The 17802-nt window shown below is 38.3% G+C and carries 17 protein-coding genes and 1 pseudogene; 12 read left to right on the top strand and 6 right to left on the bottom strand.

Translation table 11 applies throughout. The features are described from left to right. Positions 1 to 222: 222 nt before the first annotated feature. Both PHC76_RS13180 and PHC76_RS13175 read left to right on the top strand, forming a co-directional pair. Positions 223 to 921 (top strand): hypothetical protein, encoded by a 699-nt coding sequence (locus tag PHC76_RS13180; protein ID WP_299972898.1) that lies wholly within the window; start codon positions 223 to 225, stop codon positions 919 to 921. A 1-nt stretch (position 922) separates the two neighbouring features. After that, entirely contained in the window at positions 923 to 1102 is a 180-nt protein-coding gene (locus PHC76_RS13175; protein WP_299972896.1) for a hypothetical protein, read from the top strand. A 213-nt stretch (positions 1103 to 1315) separates the two neighbouring features. On the opposite strand, the gene PHC76_RS13170 is transcribed toward PHC76_RS13175, so the two are convergent. The 4 genes from PHC76_RS13170 to PHC76_RS13155 form a co-directional block, all read right to left on the bottom strand. Next, positions 1316 to 2197 (bottom strand): CoB--CoM heterodisulfide reductase iron-sulfur subunit B family protein, encoded by an 882-nt coding sequence (locus PHC76_RS13170; protein WP_299972894.1) that lies wholly within the window; start codon positions 2195 to 2197, stop codon positions 1316 to 1318. Positions 2198 to 2209: 12 nt separating this feature from the next. After that, the gene (locus tag PHC76_RS13165; RefSeq protein ID WP_299972892.1) at positions 2210 to 3187 is read right to left on the bottom strand and encodes a succinate dehydrogenase/fumarate reductase iron-sulfur subunit; all 978 of its coding nucleotides are present in this window, start codon (positions 3185 to 3187) and stop codon (positions 2210 to 2212) included. An 11-nt stretch (positions 3188 to 3198) separates the two neighbouring features. Beyond that, the gene (locus PHC76_RS13160; protein ID WP_299972891.1) at positions 3199 to 4911 is read right to left on the bottom strand and encodes an FAD-dependent oxidoreductase; all 1713 of its coding nucleotides are present in this window, start codon (positions 4909 to 4911) and stop codon (positions 3199 to 3201) included. A 247-nt stretch (positions 4912 to 5158) separates the two neighbouring features. Then, positions 5159 to 6163: a hypothetical protein gene (locus tag PHC76_RS13155; RefSeq protein ID WP_299972889.1), complete on the bottom strand. Its 1005-nt coding sequence runs from the start codon at positions 6161 to 6163 to the stop codon at positions 5159 to 5161. 343 nt (positions 6164 to 6506) lie between these two features. Between PHC76_RS13155 and PHC76_RS13150 the strand changes: the two genes are divergently transcribed. Genes PHC76_RS13150 through PHC76_RS13140 form a run of 3 tightly spaced genes read left to right on the top strand, consistent with a single transcriptional unit; the run spans position 6507 to position 9257 of the window. Next, positions 6507 to 7331 (top strand): thiamine-phosphate kinase, encoded by an 825-nt coding sequence (locus tag PHC76_RS13150; RefSeq protein WP_299972888.1) that lies wholly within the window; start codon positions 6507 to 6509, stop codon positions 7329 to 7331. Between the two features lie 7 nt (positions 7332 to 7338). Continuing rightward, positions 7339 to 8430 carry a tRNA pseudouridine(13) synthase TruD gene (gene truD / locus PHC76_RS13145; protein WP_299972886.1) on the top strand — a complete coding sequence of 364 codons (1092 nt, stop codon included), beginning with the start codon at positions 7339 to 7341 and terminating at the stop codon, positions 8428 to 8430. Positions 8431 to 8432: 2 nt separating this feature from the next. After that, positions 8433 to 9257, top strand: a complete 825-nt coding sequence (locus tag PHC76_RS13140) for a phosphatidylserine decarboxylase (protein ID WP_299972884.1) — start codon at positions 8433 to 8435, stop codon at positions 9255 to 9257. Here PHC76_RS13140 and PHC76_RS13135 read toward each other — a convergent pair. Together PHC76_RS13135 and PHC76_RS14940 are read right to left on the bottom strand one after the other, a co-directional pair. Further along, on the bottom strand, positions 9235 to 9843 hold the full coding sequence (locus tag PHC76_RS13135; protein ID WP_299972882.1) for a hypothetical protein: 609 nt from the start codon (positions 9841 to 9843) through the stop codon (positions 9235 to 9237). The two genes, PHC76_RS13140 and PHC76_RS13135, sit on opposite strands and share 23 nt — an antisense overlap. A 14-nt stretch (positions 9844 to 9857) precedes the next feature. Further along, positions 9858 to 9923: pseudogene (locus tag PHC76_RS14940) on the bottom strand (DUF933 domain-containing protein); the annotation flags it as partial. Between the two features lie 83 nt (positions 9924 to 10006). Here PHC76_RS14940 and PHC76_RS13130 point away from each other — a divergent pair. The 7 genes from PHC76_RS13130 to PHC76_RS13100 are packed head-to-tail and all read left to right on the top strand — an operon-like array spanning position 10007 to position 17788. Then, positions 10007 to 10366 carry a PepSY domain-containing protein gene (locus PHC76_RS13130; protein ID WP_299972880.1) on the top strand — a complete coding sequence of 120 codons (360 nt, stop codon included), beginning with the start codon at positions 10007 to 10009 and terminating at the stop codon, positions 10364 to 10366. Next, positions 10363 to 11547, top strand: a complete 1185-nt coding sequence (locus PHC76_RS13125; protein WP_299972878.1) for a TolC family protein — start codon at positions 10363 to 10365, stop codon at positions 11545 to 11547. The genes PHC76_RS13130 and PHC76_RS13125 overlap by 4 nt, the downstream gene beginning before the upstream one ends. Continuing rightward, a complete protein-coding gene (locus PHC76_RS13120; RefSeq protein ID WP_299972876.1) occupies positions 11547 to 12596 on the top strand; it encodes an efflux RND transporter periplasmic adaptor subunit in 1050 nt (349 codons plus the stop codon). The genes PHC76_RS13125 and PHC76_RS13120 overlap by 1 nt, the downstream gene beginning before the upstream one ends. Next, a complete protein-coding gene (locus PHC76_RS13115) occupies positions 12596 to 15652 on the top strand; it encodes an efflux RND transporter permease subunit (RefSeq protein WP_300210391.1) in 3057 nt (1018 codons plus the stop codon). Before PHC76_RS13120 ends, PHC76_RS13115 begins: the two co-directional genes overlap by 1 nt. Next, positions 15652 to 15939: a DUF3240 family protein gene (locus PHC76_RS13110; protein WP_300210390.1), complete on the top strand. Its 288-nt coding sequence runs from the start codon at positions 15652 to 15654 to the stop codon at positions 15937 to 15939. The genes PHC76_RS13115 and PHC76_RS13110 overlap by 1 nt, the downstream gene beginning before the upstream one ends. Then, positions 15940 to 16587 (top strand): response regulator transcription factor, encoded by a 648-nt coding sequence (locus PHC76_RS13105; RefSeq protein WP_299972871.1) that lies wholly within the window; start codon positions 15940 to 15942, stop codon positions 16585 to 16587. After that, complete coding sequence (locus PHC76_RS13100; RefSeq protein ID WP_299972870.1) at positions 16577 to 17788, top strand: HAMP domain-containing sensor histidine kinase; 1212 nt, start codon at positions 16577 to 16579, stop codon at positions 17786 to 17788. Before PHC76_RS13105 ends, PHC76_RS13100 begins: the two co-directional genes overlap by 11 nt. Positions 17789 to 17802: the final 14 nt, after the last annotated feature.

Below are 17802 nucleotides of genomic sequence, written 5' to 3'. Positions count from 1 at the left end.
CGTTATAGCAGTGCACGAAACTATGAAGGTAAGGAGGGGCTTATCGATGTTGAACGAATGTGGTGAACAAAAAAAGGTTTCAGATATCAGTATGCATTCCCAACGTGGACGTTGGGAACGAGGAAAGAAGTTTCAAATTTACAAAAAGAGCTAGAAGTGAATATTGCCGATAAAGGCTTGAATGCCCCATATTATGAATTGATAAAATAAAAGGATAAAAAAATGAGTATCAAAAAAGTCATACTATACACATTCATAATAGCAGTTCCATCGGTATTTTTAATAAAGTGGGGAATAGAAAATACAGCCTATGATTCAAATAAAATTCCCGATATCAATCCTCATCCGAAAGAGAAAGTGAGGATATACGGTAAATTTCCGTTAAACCCAAACAAGTATTACATAAAGGCTTCTGTACGCTATATCGCAACCAATCCAAAATGCGATAATGTAATTTGGCTTGCTGGGGCTCGGTTTGCACAAGATGAAAACGTAGATTTGAATGCGACCATGTCGGACAATCACTATGAGCTAAATATCTATCATGATTACTATAAGCAGGGTGCTTGTGATTGGCAAATAGGAGAGATAGATATAGTAACTATTCAAAAAGATACAAATAAGTCATCCTATGTTGTGGAATTTTCTACAAAAAAAAGCGGTACAAGTGCTTTTCAGATTGGAAACAATTTAATAAAAGCAAAAAGCCCATTAAATTTTGTTTGCAATTATGAGTATCATGCTTCAAGTGATTATACTCGCTATTTTTGTGAGGATTCAGTACAAGATATTAGTGCACCGGAAACTGATGGTGCTGGTGCGTTTGTAGCCATATTCCTTCCTGATTCACAAAAAGAGTTTGAAGTCAATTTTCAACAAATAGCAGAACCAATGAAAATAATTAAACAAGGAGAAAAATAAAATGGTATCAATAACAGCATTACAAGGGGCGAATTTAGCAAGTAAAGTTTATAGCAATTTAGTAGTAGGCGGAGATGTATTGGCTTTTTCTTCAACCTCGACAACTGGTTTGCAAATGGCATTGTTACAAGTTGGTGATCGTAAAGTTGTCGCTTTTAGAGGCACTGCATCTATTGAATGAGGTAACATCCAAACAAGAACGTAATGAAGCTATTATCAGAGCTTTTAGAGACGGATATACTCAAAGTAGTATTGCAAAGCATCTAAATCTCTCAGCAGGGTTGATTTGTGGTGTAGTAAAAAGTAAAGATTGAATACCTGACCCTATTTATTGGGTATATATTCCCACTCAAAGAGTGGGAGAGGGGAGATAAAATCTTGAGAATTGAGGGGATTAAACGAAATCGACTTTCGTTACGTGGTGTTTGAGACCAAGTTCTTCAGATGTACATCCAAGAGCCAATCCTACCATTTGTTGCATATGAAGAACCGGTAGTGATACATCACGACCGATGGCAACTGAGGCATGGTGTGTTTGAGTATCGAGTTTTAGGTGACACAATGGACACGGCGTTACCATCCAATCGGCATTCGCATCCATAGCACCCGCAACGGCATTTCCAGTGAGAACGGCAGCGGTACGTGGTGCTTGAAGTTCAGCATGGAAACCGCAACATTTGGTTTTCTCCACATAATCGACACTCAAACCGCCGCATGCGACGATAAGATCATCGAGTGATGTTGGAGTGTAGGCACTTTCATGACCTTTATGTGTCTCGTTTTGAAGTTCTGATGGGCGGATATTATGACATCCATAAAACGGTGCAATGTTAAATTGGCTTAACGGTTTAACCACCATCTCTTTGATTTTATCCAAACCGAAATCATCGATAAGTGCGTATAAGAAATGGGTAATTTGTGAAGTCCCTTTGTATTCTAAACCTACTTCGGCGAGTTTTTCATTCACTTTTGCTTTGAGTTCTGCATTGTGATCGAGTCTGTGTTTGGTCATTGCCGTATTTAGCTGACAGGTATTACAGATAGTCACCATCGTAAGAGCATGTTTTTCTGCATACGCGATGTTACGTGCATTTAAAACTAACGATAGAAAATCATCGTAATCTTGTAGGTGAGAAGCACCGCAACATGAAGCTTCGGTGAGTTCTATGAGTTCTATCCCAAGCTTTTTTGCTACTGCTAGGGTTGACATCATCTGTTCAGGAGTACTCTCTTTAGCAGTACAACCGGTAAAAAGTGCGTATTTTAATTGTTTCATTATCTCTAACTCCTAAAACTTTACAGTTGATGATGACTTGACAAGTTTTTTGATCTCGTCTAATTTATCTGCTTTTGGCATATTCCATGGCAAGACAATTTTGCCTTTACTAAACATTTTGAGTGCAACAGGAACATGTTTTAGGACACCGATATTCCCCTCAGAGTAACGTACTAACTCTCCCTCATCCAACAAACCGTGTTTGGCAATAGAGTGAGCAAAACCGACAGCGTGTCGAGTCGCAACATTGTTTTTAGCAATATTTGCTTCAAAAACCATATTATGGAGCTTGGTTATTTTCTCAATAGGGTTAACCTCTTTAGGACAAACCTCCGCACACTCCATACATTTAACACAATCCCAAACACCGCTTGCTTCTTGATTAACGAGGTGTAGACGCTCTAGTGAATCTTCATCACGGACATCGGCAGAAAAACGGTAGGCTGCTGCAAACGCCGCAGGCCCGAAATACTCTTCATTAATGGCAACCGCAGGACATGAGTAGTGACATGCACCGCATTGGATACAATAATCAGCTTCGAGCAGTTTTTCAGCATCAAGAGGACTTACCAAATGCTCTTGAACCGGATTTTCATCAATCTCACCGGTAATATAAGGATTTACCGCCGCGTGTTTATCCCAGAAATCTTTTTTATCGATAATCAAATCTTTGATAGCTCGTTTAGTACTAAGCGGTTCAAAGGTGATTTCATTTCCGAATGTTTCGACAAGGTCAAACAAACGGGTTTTACAGGCAAGAATCCCTTTTCCGTTTGCTTTTATCGAACAAACCCCACAAATACCGTGGCGGCAACTTCGGCGATACGACAATGAACCGTCGTGATCCCATTTAATACGGTTTAATATGTCTAAGACAACCTCTTCGTGAGTAACGTCTAGGGTATAAGTATTGAAATATGGGAGATAATCGGTCTCTTCGTTAAAACGAAAAACCTTAAACGTCACCTTTTGTGATGTAAGTGCATCCATCGTCGTACTCCTTAATAAGATCGTGCTTTAACTTCATGTTTGCCAAGGGTGACATCCATGTAGTCAAGGGAAATTTGTCCGTTTGTATCCATGTATGCCATGGTGTGTTTCAAAAATTTTTCATCATCACGTGTTGGGAAATCTTCACGGAAGTGTGCTCCACGGCTCTCTTGTCGAGCAAGCGCGCTCGCAACGATAAAGAGAGAATAATCAAGCATGTGCCCAAATTCAATTGCTTCTTGGAGTTCGGTATTGAAAATTTTTGATTTATCTTTGATACTGATGTTTTTATAACGTTTGCACAAATCATCTAAGATAGCCATTTGAGCCATTAACGTTTCTGCTGTACGGAAAACACCGGCATTATCGGTCATCGATTGTTGTAATTCTTCACGTAAAACACTAACAGACTCTTGACCGTGATTACTTAATGCCCACTCCATTTCACTCACCATACGTGTAGCATCTGCCTCACTTGCTTCGCGCAGTGCAATAGCATCAACTTCATCGACCATTGTTTTTCCCACAAAACGACCGAAAAGTAATGCTTCAAGAACCGAGTTCGCTCCTAGACGGTTGGCGCCGTGGACGGATGAACATGAACACTCACCTGCGGCATAAAACCCTTCGACAAATTCAGTGTTGTTTTTACGGACGTGCCCGAGTTTATCCATCGGAATACCACCCATAGAGTAGTGAGCGGTTGCTGAGATCAAAATCGGCTCTTTAATCATGTCTAACCCTAAGAAGGTAATCGCAAGGTCACGTAGTTCCGGTAGACGTTCCATGATTTTCTCTTTTCCAAGATGGACAAGATCGATATAAACGGCATCTTTACGAGGACCTACACCGCGACCTTCACGGATTTCTTGGATGATTGCACGAGCAACAACGTCACGAGATGCAAGCTCCATTGCATTAGGGGCATATTTTTCCATAAAGCGTTCGCCCAGTGAGTTGAGAAGTTTTCCACCCTCCCCACGTGCTGCTTCAGAGATCAAAACACCGTTTCCGGAAAGCCCTGACGGATGGAATTGTACGAACTCCATATCTTCAAGCGGAAGACCGTGACGTGCTACGAGAGAGAGACCATCACCTGTGTTTGCATGAGCATTTGAGTTGATTTTAAAGGCACGAGCGTATCCGCCGGTAGCAAACATTACCGCTTTTGCATTGAATAGAGCTTTATCACTGTTACGGATATTATAGGCAGCAACACCGTATACTTTACCCTCAGCATAGAGAAGGTCAGCAACATACCATTCATCCCAAAACTCAACACCTTCACGGAAAGCTTGTTCATACATTGTTTGAAGAAGTGTTAGTCCGGTTCTATCTTTTGCAAAACAAGCACGTGGAGACGATTGTCCGCCAAAAGGGCGCTGTGCAATGGTTCCATCTGCATTACGGCTAAATGCAGCCCCCATGCGTTCAGCCCAACGGATGGTTTCAGGGGCACGCTCACACATAAACTCAACAACGTCTTGATCAGCAAGATAATCTGACCCTTTGACCGTATCAAATTCATGAAGTTCTACACTGTCTGCATCACTAAATGCAGCATTGATTCCACCTTGTGCCGCTCCTGAGTGTGAACGAAGCGGGTGAAGCTTGGTAATAACTGCTACTTTTTTACCGGCTTTTTGTAATTCACGTGCTGCGGCACAGCCAGCTAATCCTGCACCGACAATAATCGCATCATACGTATGAACGGGAATACTCATACACCATCCTTATTAAAGAAGATATTCGAATGCCTAAATATTGGCATAAGTCAGGAGTGATTATAGCACCCAAACTCTTGAGTAGTATTAAATCAAGGAAGAGAAGTAGTAAGAAAACTTATATTACGCAAAGTGTCCAAAAAGGTAACAATAGTTTTGTAATATCGCTCTATAGCGAGCGACTAGCGGAATTTAGAAGAGATTTTTTTGGTAAAAATATGTCCAAAAAAGTAACATTATTTTTAAATCATCGAAATTGATCAATACCATCACGCAGTTGAGCAACTCGATTTCCACCGGATTCTTTTGCTTTTTCAGTAATTTTAGCCACCATTGTCAATGATTCTTCAAGTGTTTTAGAAGGGGCTTTTAACATTAACCCGGCACTTAAAGTAACTTTGAAATTGCCCTGATCACTTTGAAATAATGAATCTTGAACGGATGAAATAACTTTTTCAGCTTCACTGAGAGCTGAATCTTTTGAATTTCTTGCCATTAAATAGGCAAAGGTATTGTTTTCCAAATGGGCAATAACATCGAGAGGCTGTTCGTACATCGATAAAATATCAACAATCTTTTTATACAGTGAATTAAGATCATCTTTAGAAAGTGCAGAAATGAGTTTATCGTGTTGATCGATTTCAAAATGAGCTATAAAGAGAGAACCCATATTCTTATTATTGCGCTTAATATTATAAGAGGTTACCATCCCTTTCTCATTATTAATTCCACTAATGGGATTTAAAAGGGCAAGGTTCGTAATATTAGGTGCTTTACGTGCTAATCGACGAGCCAAGAAATCAATCTCTTCCATCGTCATTTTTGGTGGTGTGCCATCCACATCGATAGAACACGCAGATTTAATATCTCGATATATTTGATTTAAACGCCATTGATAATAGAAGAAAATTAAAATTCCGAGAGTAAAAATAATTAACGTAGTCATTTTTGCTAACATCACTGAGTCGTTGATAAGAAAAATTTGATAATCAATCATTGAATCAATATCAATGAGGTAGAGATTGCGGGCGGATATCATCCGCTCAAACATAGCTGAGCGTGATTTTTCCATCGATTCGGACCAAAAGAGGGCTGATTCTTGGAATGCACTCGATGTAGATAGGATAGAATGAGCAAGAGCTTCTTCTTCTTTTGTTGATTTTCTAAAAAAATCAAGAAATGCAGATTTATTGGAATTTTTAACCGAAAGTGCTAATTCAGCTAATGCACCATTAATGGTGATTGATGACATTTGCAAATCATTGAGATTCGTTGCTGTAATTTGCTTAATCAAAAGATGCTGATTTTTTAAAGCCGCAAGACGGTCGGAAAATTGTGAAATATTAATAAGCTGTACAGTTAAGAAGGTTGTACCTAGACCTAGAATTATTAAGTATATTTTTAAATTTAAAAATATTTTTCGTATTGAAGCGTGCATATTTTTCCTTTATTTTTGAATATCCATTTACACGTTATCGGTTATTCTAACACATCGTTGGTTAATTCGTAATTTTCCCATATTATTCTTTATCTACTCATAACATCAAATAGAATATAATTCCTAATTAGAATATATACATGAATCGAATTAATAAGTGAATAAAGAGAACCATTTTATCCATTTGATGAGTAAAAACCATTCGCATATTGGTGATGATGGTGCATACATCGCTCCATGGATTTACAGTAAGGACATTTTTTTTGAAAATGTTCACTTTAAACGTAAATGGTTGTCACTTTACCAAATCGGCTATAAAGCGATGATTGTTAATATCTCTGATGCAATTGCGATGTATGGTTCTCCAAAATACGCCTTAGTCGGTATCGCAATCCCTAAAACAATCTCTCTTAGCGATATGGGTGAATTGGCTCGTGGATTGCGTGACGGTGCTGATAAGTTTAATATTGAGATTGTCGGTGGGGATACTATTAGCAACACTAAGCTAGATATTTCGATTACGATCATTTCACACAGTGAACAACCACTATTGCGAAAAGGGATGAAAAAAGGGGACTTAATCGCCAACACAGGGAAATTAGGTGAGTCACTTCGACATTTACGCTATTTGAGTGCAGGGGGAAGAGTCCATTCGCAAAGCCGTTTTGTTGCACCTGTATTGCGTCAAAAATTTATACAAAAAACGCGTCGATATCTTCGATGTGGGATGGATATTTCGGATGGTTTGTTTAGTGATATGGAAAAACTGTGTTCAATAAATCGTTTGAGTATCCATTGGGAGAAAAATATTTGTAAATCGGTTGGATGCAGTGGAGAGGAGTATGAGATGTTGATAGCTTTTTCTCCAAAATACAAAAAAACTATCGAAAAACTATCAAAAGTAACTCGAACACCATTGCGTATAGTAGGAACCGCTAAGGGCGGAAAATTTATCAATCGCTGCAAATCGCACCATTTTTAGGAGTTTCATGGAACGTCAATATTATTTACCACATAGCCCGATAGAGTTTCATTTTCGTCAATCTGCACGTGATTTTGTCGTTGATGAGATACCCCTTTACCCTTTTAGCGGTGAGGGTGAGCATTTGGTGCTCCATGTTCGCAAAAAAAATCTCTCAACTTGGCAAATGGTTGATATTTTCAGTAATCATTTAGGGATTAAAAGCCGTGATATCGGTTATGCTGGTCTTAAAGATAAAAATGCTCAAACCAAACAGTACATTTCAGTTCCTAAAAAGTTTGAACCGCTCTTGGAAAATTTCGAACACGAAGGGATTAAAATCCTTGAAAAACAATACCACAACAATAAAATTCGGATCGGTCACCTTAAAGGAAATAGATTCTTTATACGTTTAAAAAAGGTAAATCCGACATCAGCTTTTAAAATCCAAGAGGCACTCAAGGCGATTAAAAAAAATGGTATGCCCAACTATTTTGGATTTCAACGTTTCGGGTTGGATGGTGAAAACTATAAAAAGGGGGAGGCTATTTTAGCAGGAACCCTCAAAGAAAAAAATAGAAAGCTTCATCAGTTTTATATTAATTCATATCAAAGCTATCTTTTTAATTCATGGCTTGGAAAACGGATACAAATTTCGAAACTACTCGAAGAGTTTACCCCGAAAGAGCTTTCATCGATTGTTAATCTTCCTGAGGAAGAGCTAGTATCTATGAAAGCTCAAAAACACCCGCTGAAGCTTATTCACGGTGATGTCATGATGCATTATCCTTATGGAAAATTGTTTCATTATGAGAGTGAGGAAGAGGTGGCTCGTTTCGAGAAGCATGATATTTCGATAAGTGGATTATTAAGCGGTAAACGTGCTACGAGAGCACAAGGACTGGCTCAAAGTATTGAATCAGAGTTTGATACTATCACAAGCGGAATCGATGGTGCACGACGTTATGGCTGGATTTATCCCGAAGAGGTTGAGGGGGAGTACAAAGAGAATGAAGCGTGGTTTGAGCTCCATTTTACCCTTCCAAAAGGGTGTTATGCCACCGTATTGATCGAAGAGATCGCTAAACGTGAAATTCAAACCGATGAACATCAGGAGTAACCGTGCAACAACATTTTACATCAACACTATCTCAAGCCTTTGGAAAGTTTGCCTCCAAAAAACACTCTTCCGCATTTCAAAAATTTATTAACAAAACATACGTCTCCATGATGGGGCTGGATATGTCTGATTTTAAATCAACGGAGAGTTATGAGACGTTAAATGCCCTTTTTACGCGTCATTTAAATGAGCCACGTCGATTTGATCGAAACCCTAATGCGATGATTAGCCCGTGTGATTCATTAATTACAGAAGCAGGACGGATTGAGCAAACACGTGCATTGCAAATCAAAGGGATGAGTTATGATGTTAATGGTTTTTTAGGGGAGCATATCTCGCAAAGCAATAAAGATCGCCTAATCAATGGTGATTATATCAATTTTTATCTTTCACCGCGTGATTATCATCGTTATCATATTCCCCTCGATATGCAAGTGACTAAAGCAATCCATATAGCGGGTAAACTCTATCCCGTAAACATTCCGACACTCAAACGTAAAGTTGATCTATTTATCGAAAATGAGCGGGTTGTTTTGGAGTGTATTAGCACTAACGGTAAATTATTTTATCTTGTATTGGTCGGGGCATTAAATGTTGGTAAGATGGTTGTGAGTTTTGAACCTCTCATTAATACCAATAGTAGTTCTATGGGGGGAGTTTACGAGTATGAAAACCTGCATCTCTCAAAAGGGGATGATTTTGGATGTTTTATGATGGGGTCAACTATTATTTTATTGGCCGAATCGGGGATGCTAACCTCTCATGTTACAGTAGGGGAGAGTGTACGATTCGGTGAAACGATTGCTACACTTTGTGAAGAATCGTAAATTTTGTTTTAAGATGTCCACTATCTTCATAAATATCGATAGTACTGTCGATAGGGGGATGAAGTTTTACTAAAACTCCTTGAACAGAGTGAAATACATGGTTGAATTTTAAAAACATCGGTGAGATGATTGTATCAATATGCCCCCGCTTAATAATCTCAGCCAAAATATTGATTCCACTGTAATAGATACTTTTGTTGATAGAGCGTTGGATATTATACGAACGCATTAGTTCTATATTTTTTACCAATATTTGGCACTCTTCGGCACATAATAATTTGTTATGATTTGCCCGATCAAGCTCATCAGTAATCGCTTTTTCAGTCAATTTTTTGCGCTCTTCTATTTCTAAAGTAAGATTTGGATTATATTTGCGTATAAGTCCAAGAATTGCATCAGAGTTTAAAGGTCTATCCCCTGTATTACAGACATAGTTTTTGTCGGTAATATATTCGTGATCCAGTGCTTGGATAAGCTCTGCAACGATACTCATGAAAACAAACTTATCCTCTTTGTTTTGATCGAAATCAATACCTGTTTTAGAGATAAGAGGCTTAGGTCCAACATACTTGAATGAGTATTCCATGATTTTCCCCCAAATTAAACATTAAATCTAAAATGCATTATATCACCATCAGCAACAATATACTCTTTTCCTTCCAACTGTGTATGAAGCTATTATAAGCTTCTCATGATTTTCTCATGTTGAATCTATAAAATCCCGATTATATTTTATAAAAGGATAAATAGTGAAACGTATTATTTTTATCTATTTGACATGTCTTTCCTTATCTCTTTATGGAACAATGGGTTCATCGGTCACTATTCCGACACAAGAACATATGAAATATGCTTTTGGAAATCACAGAAACCATTTAGTTAAAAGCATGAAAGAACACCAGTATTATAAATCAATGGCACCTATGAATGAAGAGGATATCCGCAAGCATCTTTCAAATGAAGGCTATGGTGTCCGCAGTATCAAACTTCGAGACATTGCTTCTGAATTGGTGTATCAAGTCTACGCTACGGATGTCACTGCAAAAGATATCAAACTTTATGTGGATCCTGCTAACGGATTGATTTTAAAAATGGAACCAATACAATGAAAATGTCATGGGGATATAGTGTTATTTTAATACCGTTTTTAGGGTATGCAATAAGTTTTAATGACCTTTCAGAACAAGCTTATACAGCTTCTGGAGAACTCATCCAATCTCACGGACATTTAAATGCGATCGGTTTTGAAAAGGCTTCCGCTTTAGCAGGGGAAGCTTTGAGTATCGAAACATCCGGGCGAAAAATACATGCGAATACACCTGCTGACAGTGGTCAGCAGTATGGGATGATGGTTGATTATACGATGAAAATGCCATCCCTTAAATCAGCACAAGCGTATGAATTTGAACTCCAAAAAAAAGGGACCGAATCTGAGATGTCGATTCAAAAAGGGCTGATACAAGTAGCATTGAAACGTTTTTGGTTGATGTATCAACTCGAACAGGAAAGAAATGCGGTTATGTCGCAAAAACGTGATTTTTCTTATAAAGCTTACCAAATAGGAGAAAAGAAGTTCAAAGGAGGGCGATTGTCGCAGATGGAACTTTTGCGTTTGGAAAGCGAATACAAAAATACACTTCAAGAAGTAGCATTGGTAATGATGGAAGCTGAACATGCACAGCACTATCTAAAAGAATCGGTTATGTCGCAGGAAAATGTTATCGTCGATGATATGAATTTTGAATTTATTAAAACAGCTACATTGGAGGAACGCATTAACAATGCACCGTTGTTGAAATCATTGAATGTTCGGATTGAAGCGATAGATGCCCAGATTTCCACGTTGCGCCACTCTACAATCGAATCCGTCTCACTTGGGGTTGGGATGACACAAGAACCTACACAAAACAGTCTAGATTTTCGTCTTACCGTTCCACTGACACTCAGCAGTAAAAATGAGAATAAAATTGCCGCATTGATGAGTGAACGAAGTGCTTTAGCCCATTCGCAAGAAGTAAACAAACAAAAACTTCACATCAGTGTTCGTGGATTGGTGGAACATTTACAAGAACGTGAAGAAAGAATTAAAGTTTTGAGCGAAAATGAAAAGAGTTATGAAACTCTCTTTACAATAGCGCAAAAAGGGTATGAAGGGGGCGTAATAGGCCAATTTGAATATCTCGCTTCCAAAAACGCTTACTATGATGCACGCTTACGCACGCTTCAAGTCAAACAAAACTACATTGAAGAAATGTCTGCAATCGAAGAAAAAATTGGGGGGATCTGGTAATGAAAAAAAGTTTATTAATTCTGTTAAGCGCTACGGCGTTAATGGCACAAATCACAATGAACGAAGTACAGATGAAAAAAATGGGCATCGCAGTAGAACAGGTACGAATGATCAAGTCTGAAGCCATGGGCCCGTTTATTGGAACATTTGATTACAGCGACAAGGGTGCAAGAAGTTATACGCTAAGTGGTGAAGCTACAGTAGCAGAGCTGATGAAACAAACTGGTGATACCGTCAAAAAAGGGGAAGTCATTTGTACCATTGCCTCTTCAGAATTGCTCTCAAGCAGCTATGAACTCAATGATCTTCGAAATCGCCTTAAATTGGCTCAAGAGTATGTAAAAAAAGATGATGCTCTGTACAAGGACGGAGTGATATCTTTGCGTGAATCGCAAAAAAGCAGCATTGAAGTTTTGAGTCTGAAGTCCAAAGTAACCGAGATAGAAAACCGATTTATTTTCTCAGGTGCAGATATTAAACCGAAAAACGGGATGATGTTTACCATCAGAGCCCGTCAAAGCGGAATATTGGCTCATGCTCCTCTCAAATCCGGAGAAAAGATTGAACCGTTTGTCCCTTATCTGAAAATTGCCAGTGCAAATGCACTCAGTGCATTTATCAAAATCCCTCCAAAAATGATTGGAAGTATTCATAAAGGTACGTTGGTGATGGATAAAACAGGTGTAGAAGCCGGAAAAATTACAGCAGTATCGTCGGCTGTTGATGATATGAGCAATTCAGGAACTGCCATTGCTGTACTAAGTACAAATAATAATAACCGTGCAGGGACTTCGGGTGAATTTTATATTACTTCAATGCAAACCGATAAATGGATATTGATTCCACGCTCTTCGGTCACAAAATACAAAAAAAATGATATCTGCTTTATACAAACGGCAACGGGATTTAAACCTCAAACCATTCAGATTCAAAAGATTTATAAAGATTATGTAGCGGTTAAACCTGAGGGACTGAACGTGACATCAAAAGTTGCGAGTGATGGGATAATTACCCTAAAAGGTTCTTTGAGCGGATTGGGATTTGAATAATGCTGAACGCTATTATTGAATTTTCTCTCAAACAACGGCTCATTGTCATTCTCCTCTCCCTAGCCCTATTCGGGTATGGGGTCTATTCGTTTTATAAAATACCGATTGACGCTTTTCCGGATATTTCATCGACTCAGGTGAAAATTATTTTGAAAGCACCCGGTATGACCCCTGAAGAGGTCGAAAACCGTGTTGTTAAACCGTTAGAAGCTGAATTGTTGGGATTGGAAAATGAGAAGCTTCTCAAGAGTACGTCAAAATATGCGATTGCAGATATAACGATTGATTTTAATGACGGTACCGATATTTATCGCTCACGTAATCAAGTTTCTGAAAAACTTGCATCACTTTTGCCAACACTTCCAAAGGGGGTAGAAGGGGGTATGGCACCTATTACCACACCGTTGGGCGAAGCATTTATGTTTACGATTGAAGGAAATATAAGCCCAAAAGAGAAACGCGAATTGCTCGATTTTGTCATTCGTCCAGCATTACGCGGTGCAAAAGGGGTGGCGGATGTTAATTCTCTTGGCGGAGAAGCACGGGCTATTGTGGTTCAGCCTGATTATACGGCAATGCGTAATCTGGGGATACCTCTGAGCACATTGCAAGATACTTTGGAAAAAAATCTGAAAAACGATGGTGCTGGACGGGTCGATGCAAACGAAGAGAGTTATTTGGTTAAAGTTCAAAGTGGAGTCAAAGATGCAAGTGAAATAGCCAATATCACAATCCATTCACACAACGGACCGATTCGTGTAGGTGATTTTTGTGAAGTTCGAGATGACTCAAGAACGCGATTGGGATTTGTCACCAAAGACGGTGTCGGAGAAGCAACTGAAGGTTTGGTTCTGACGCTTAAAGGGGCAAATGCCCAAGAAACAATTTCACAGATCAAAGAAAGGCTCGATCAACTGAAACCGATGCTTCCCGCAGGTGTGAGCATTGTCCCTTTTTATGACCGAAGTAATCTGATCGAGAAGGCAGTGGGTACGGTTTCTAAAGCATTAGTGGAAGCTATCGTATTGGTTATTGTTCTGCTAATGGTCTTTTTGGGAGATGTCCGTGCAGCAATCGCCGTCAGTGTTATTTTGCCATTTTCAATCGCGATTGCTTTTTTAATGATGAAATATTTTGGCTTGAGTGCGAATTTGATGAGCTTGGGAGGATTGGCTATAGCAATCGGTATGCTAGTTGATTCTGCTGTCGTAGTCGTTGAAAATGCGTTTGCCAAACTAAGTGAAAATGATACATCTCTTCCAAAATTACATCAAGTTTATCGAGCAACAAAAGAGGTAAGCACAGCAGTATTCAGCGGTATTTTGATCATTGGTGTCGTCTTTTTACCGCTACTAACATTGGAGGGATTGGAAGGAAAATTATTTGCTCCTGTAGCGATGACGATCATTTTTGCCCTTTTTGGTTCACTTCTTCTGTCATTAACACTTATTCCGGTTGTGAGTTCTTTGATTTTAAAGAGTACTCCTCATGAAGATACGTTTATCGGTAAATTTTTTGCACGTCTTTATGAACCGATGCTCAAATTTGCATTGACCCGTACAAAAGTTCTTTTTACGGGTGCTATAACCTTTTTGATTATCAGCTTTACCCTGTTTGCCTTTGTAGGGAAAAGCTTCATGCCGACTTTGGATGAGGGAGATATCATTTTAGGGATTGAAACCCCTCCTTCTATTTCGCTTGAAAAATCGAAAGAACTCAATCTCGCCATACAGCGTACGTTAATTGAGCATGTTTCGGAAATCAAAACGATCGTGGCTAGAACCGGATCCGATGAACTAGGACTTGACCCTATGGGGCTAAATCAAACGGATACCTTTATTACGCTAAAACCGCAAAAAGAATGGAAAGCGAAGAATAAAGAAGAGATCAAAAGTAAAATTCACGAGTCGCTTAAAATATTTCCAGGTATAAGTTTTAGCTTTACCCAACCGATTGAAATGCGGATATCGGAAATGCTCACAGGTTCTCGGGGTGATTTGGCAATCAAGATTTATGGAAGTGATATTGATAAGCTGAATGAACTCAGTCAAAATATTGCCGATACGCTTGGCGAAATAAAAGGGTCGTCCGAAGTGTTTACAACGCTTAACGAAGGGGTGAATTACCTTAGTGTAAAACCTAACCGAACGGAATCGGCCAAGACCGGTGTGGATACGGCTGAACTTGAACTTTTTCTAAAAACGGCCTTGGAAGGGGTTACGATTGATGAGCTTTCGGTCGATAATGCAAGAATTCCCGTCTTGATGCGGCTCGACAGTGAAGTCTCTCAAGATATGGAACTTTTCAAATCGTTGGAGCTTCCGTTAAGTGACGGGTTTTCAGTTCCTATTTCCAGTGTCGCTCAAATTGAAACCAGTGAAGGGGCTTTGAAAGTCGATCGTGAAAACGGGAAACGATACAGTACGGTTCGTGCCAATGTTGAGGGACGGGATTTGGTTGGCTTTGTAGAGGAAGCCAAACAAAAAATTGATGCTAATATCAAACTTCCTAAAGGATACACCATCGTGTATGGCGGACAATTTGAAAATCAGCAACGTGCTGCCGCTAAGTTGATGACGGTTATCCCCATCAGTATCGGAATCATTTTCCTGATTCTTTTCTTTACGTTCCGTTCTGTGAGCGCCACTGCTCTTATTTTACTCAACATTCCGTTTGCAGTGACCGGTGGTATTATTTCACTGTATTTTAGCGGTGAATATCTTTCTGTTCCGGCATCCGTCGGATTTATCGCACTATTTGGAATTGCGGTACTTAACGGAGTTGTAATGGTGAGCTATTTTAATACCCTTTTAGGAAATGGCTATTCAATTGATGATGCGGTTACTGAAGGGGCACGTAGAAGGCTTAGACCAGTTCTTATGACAGCCTTTATTGCCGCTTTGGGTCTTTTACCATTGCTATTTGCTTCAGGAGTCGGGAGTGAAATCCAAAAACCGCTGGCGATAGTTGTATTGGGAGGATTAGTGACATCGACAATCTTAACGCTTCTCATTTTGCCGCCTGCGTTTAAAATGATTTACAAAAAGGGTAAATGATGAGCATAACAAGTATGGATATTTACTTTGAAGTTGCCAATAAAGATATATTGGTTGATTTATTATTGGAAGAAGGATATGATGATTTCTACTTTTTCCCTTCCAAACGCTACAGCGCAGGAGCTTTTTTAATAAGCGCCGAAGAACAAGTCAGTGCAAGACGAGATTTTGGACTGTTTCGTCTTTTTCTGCATGAAACCGAGGCGATAGTTTTGTCAGCAGCTATTAAAAGGGAATTGAAAGATAAAACCATTAAGATATTCATGACGGGAGTGAAAGAGTTGTAGATGCGCATACTCATTGCTGATGACGAGCCTGAGCTCCTTGAATTATTAAAACTTTCTTTGCAAAATGAAGAGTGGATTATTGATACCGTCAGTGATGTAAACGATGCTAAAACGTATCTGGATGCATACTCGTATCAAATTTTTCTTGTAGACCGTACATTCCATGGAAAAGATCGTGTAAGAGAATTAATCACTTACGCTAGATATAAAAACTCTTCAATGGGTATATTAATCCTTAGTGCATTAGGAACTATCGATGAAAAAGTTCAAGGGCTTGAATATGGGGCTGATGACTATCTGGAAAAACCGTTCGATATTAAAGAATTGCGAGCCCGTTTGAGTGCCTTGTCGCGTCGTTATGTACCAAAAGTAAAAAACTTTGAAGATATTGAAATTGATACACATTCCAAAACAATCAAAAAAGCCGGGGATGAAATTCTCCTGAGCAGTAATGAGCAAAAATTATTTTTTTATCTTTTGGAGCGGGGAAATATTGCTTCTCGTGAAGAAATTTTAGATGCTCTATATGATAATCCTCAAAATATCACCTCCAATGCGATTGATGAACTGATCGGACGCATACGTCGTAAGCTCAATCACGGTATTATTAAAACCATAAAAACACGAGGATATTTAATTGCGATTTAAATGGGCTACATCGTTGAAGTTTAAAATTACTCTAATTTTCTCCATAGGGCTCGTAATAGCATTTAGTATTAACCTTTTGATTGCTGTAAAAACGATTTACACTCAAAAAGAAGAAGAGGTAGAACGTGTACTGACACACCTTCTTATTGAAAGTAATGATGAATACATAACTACTGCTTTAATACCATCCAGTAATGTAAATTTCCTCTATACGATTCCTCATAACTTAATGATTTTAAGTGATTCTGAAGTGAATTCACTGCGATTTGTTATTTCCATCAATCCATATAGGACTAATGATAAGCTAATTACTTCATCTATAAAACTTTCCAATAATTATTATCTTAATGCTATCAGCGATCATCAAAAAATTGATAAAGCCTCCTTTAAATACAGCCAAAAATTACTTATTCGTTATATTGTTTCATTACTCATTATTTTATTTATTATTATTTTTACACTTGATTTTTATATGAAACCCTTAGAATTATTAGCAATAAAAACACGAGAATGGAAACGGGAAAGCCCACTTGATTTGATTTTAAATGATGCTTCTTCTGAAATTAAAGAGGTTTCAACAGCTTTTGATGCATTGGTAAGACGATTAGAAGGATATCGTCAAAAAGAAGCAGAATTATTTAAAGAAGCTGCTCATGAACTTAAAACACCTTTGGCGCTTATGAGATCAAGATTAGATGTCTATGAAAATAGTGATCATTATGAGAAGCATAAATTTATTACTGATTTAGGTCACGATATAGAAAGATTGACTAAAGAGCTTAAAAATATTCTTTTTCTTGAAAGTTCAGATTTTGAAGAAAAAAAGAATATTGGAATTAACCAAATACTTAATGTACTTCAAAATAAGATGGCAATTTTAATTCAACGAAAAGGACTTTTATTAAAACTTCCTATTGAAACTTTTACACTTTTTGTTTCAGAACAGTTGCTCTCTAAAGTTTTAAGTGCTTTATTGGAGAATGCTATTACTTATGCAAAAGAGTACAGTACAGTTGAAATTGGGTGTAATTCATTAGAAAGAAAGATTTGGATAGGCAATCATATAGGAGATGAGAAATACTTATTTAGCTCCAAAATAGGAGAAAAAATATTAAAACGATTAAGCTATGAAATAGGGTTTTCATACACTATCACACAAGATGAAGAGTATTTTAAAATTGAATTGATATTTGAGATGTAAACCCTAAAACAGGG

Origin of the sequence: Sulfuricurvum sp., assembly GCF_028710345.1 — a bacterium.
Classification (GTDB): Bacteria; Campylobacterota; Campylobacteria; order Campylobacterales; family Sulfurimonadaceae; genus Sulfuricurvum.
Note: the sequence above shows the minus strand (reverse complement) of the source record. Positions and strands in the feature narration are given on the sequence as shown.

What these genes read in the sequence shown, in the direction of transcription:
- PHC76_RS13135 (WP_299972882.1), bottom strand. Translation starts at nt 9,843, where the DNA reads ATGGAATACTCATTCAAGTATGTTGGACCTAAGCCTCTTATCTCTAAA.
- PHC76_RS13170 (WP_299972894.1), bottom strand. Translation starts at nt 2,197, where the DNA reads ATGAAACAATTAAAATACGCACTTTTTACCGGTTGTACTGCTAAAGAG.
- PHC76_RS13180 (WP_299972898.1), top strand. Translation starts at nt 223, where the DNA reads ATGAGTATCAAAAAAGTCATACTATACACATTCATAATAGCAGTTCCA.
- PHC76_RS13160 (WP_299972891.1), bottom strand. Translation starts at nt 4,911, where the DNA reads ATGAGTATTCCCGTTCATACGTATGATGCGATTATTGTCGGTGCAGGA.
- PHC76_RS13125 (WP_299972878.1), top strand. Translation starts at nt 10,363, where the DNA reads ATGAAAATGTCATGGGGATATAGTGTTATTTTAATACCGTTTTTAGGG.
- PHC76_RS13120 (WP_299972876.1), top strand. Translation starts at nt 11,547, where the DNA reads ATGAAAAAAAGTTTATTAATTCTGTTAAGCGCTACGGCGTTAATGGCA.
- PHC76_RS13105 (WP_299972871.1), top strand. Translation starts at nt 15,940, where the DNA reads ATGCGCATACTCATTGCTGATGACGAGCCTGAGCTCCTTGAATTATTA.
- PHC76_RS13110 (WP_300210390.1), top strand. Translation starts at nt 15,652, where the DNA reads ATGAGCATAACAAGTATGGATATTTACTTTGAAGTTGCCAATAAAGAT.
- PHC76_RS13165 (WP_299972892.1), bottom strand. Translation starts at nt 3,187, where the DNA reads ATGGATGCACTTACATCACAAAAGGTGACGTTTAAGGTTTTTCGTTTT.
- PHC76_RS13155 (WP_299972889.1), bottom strand. Translation starts at nt 6,163, where the DNA reads ATGTCATCAATCACCATTAATGGTGCATTAGCTGAATTAGCACTTTCG.
- PHC76_RS13175 (WP_299972896.1), top strand. Translation starts at nt 923, where the DNA reads ATGGTATCAATAACAGCATTACAAGGGGCGAATTTAGCAAGTAAAGTT.
- truD (WP_299972886.1), top strand. Translation starts at nt 7,339, where the DNA reads ATGGAACGTCAATATTATTTACCACATAGCCCGATAGAGTTTCATTTT.
- PHC76_RS13115 (WP_300210391.1), top strand. Translation starts at nt 12,596, where the DNA reads ATGCTGAACGCTATTATTGAATTTTCTCTCAAACAACGGCTCATTGTC.